This is a genomic window from Methylobacterium sp. WL7 (assembly GCF_008040085.1).
Taxonomy (GTDB): domain Bacteria; phylum Pseudomonadota; class Alphaproteobacteria; order Rhizobiales; family Beijerinckiaceae; genus Methylobacterium; species Methylobacterium mesophilicum.
The window spans coordinates 1-740 of sequence record NZ_VRVG01000346.1 but is presented as its reverse complement, the minus strand read 5'-3'; the positions used below and the strand labels follow the sequence as shown (position 1 = coordinate 740).

At 81.8% G+C, this 740-nt stretch carries 1 protein-coding gene; it reads right to left on the bottom strand.

The genetic code is table 11. The features are described from left to right. The coding region (locus tag FV233_RS31020) for a hypothetical protein (protein WP_210249528.1) at nt 1-343 on the bottom strand (343 nt) is incomplete at its 3' end. Nucleotides 344-740 lie beyond the last annotated feature (397 nt).

The window sequence follows — 740 nt, the reverse complement described above, 5'->3', positions numbered from 1 at the left end:
TCCCGAGCCGCCGGCCCAGCGGCAGCCCCAGGCCGAGCCGCCCCCGCGGGAGCGTGCCCCCGAGCAGCGGCCCGCGCCGCCGCCGCCCGCGCAGGAGCGGCAACCGGATCGCCAGCCGGACAGCCGGGACCGCGCGGCACCCGAGCGTCCGGTGCCGGACCAGAAGCGCGCGCCCGATCGTCCCGGGCCGGACCGCGGCAATCCCGACCGGCCGCCCGCGCAGCGCGATCCGTCGCCCGCGCAGCGGGGGGATCCCGAACGTCCGGTGCAGCCGCAGCGCGGGCCCGATCAGGACCGCCGCCTGCGGGATCAGGACCGTCCGGCGCCGGACGCACCGGAGCAACCGCAGCGCGGCCCCGATCGCAATCGCCGGGGGCTGGATCAGGACCGCGCCCCCCCCGGGGGCGCGCCGGATAACCCAGCGCAGCGCCGTGAGGGCGCTCCCGACCGCGAGGCCCCGACCCAGCGTCCCGGCGGGCCCGGCGCGGCACCGCCGCCGCCCAACGCCGCGCCCGGCGCGCCGGGCCGTCCGGTCCAGCGCCCGGACGCACAGCCCGGCGCCGAGCCCGGACGCCCTGCCCCGCCCAATACGGCGCCCGGCGTACCCGGCCGTCCGGTGCAGCGCCTCGATTCTCAGCAGCCCGGTGCGGAGCCGGGACGACCGATGCCGCCCAACATGGCGCCGGGGGTGCCCGGCCGTCCCGTGCAGCCGCCCGGACAGGCGCCGGGCGCGCCTGTCC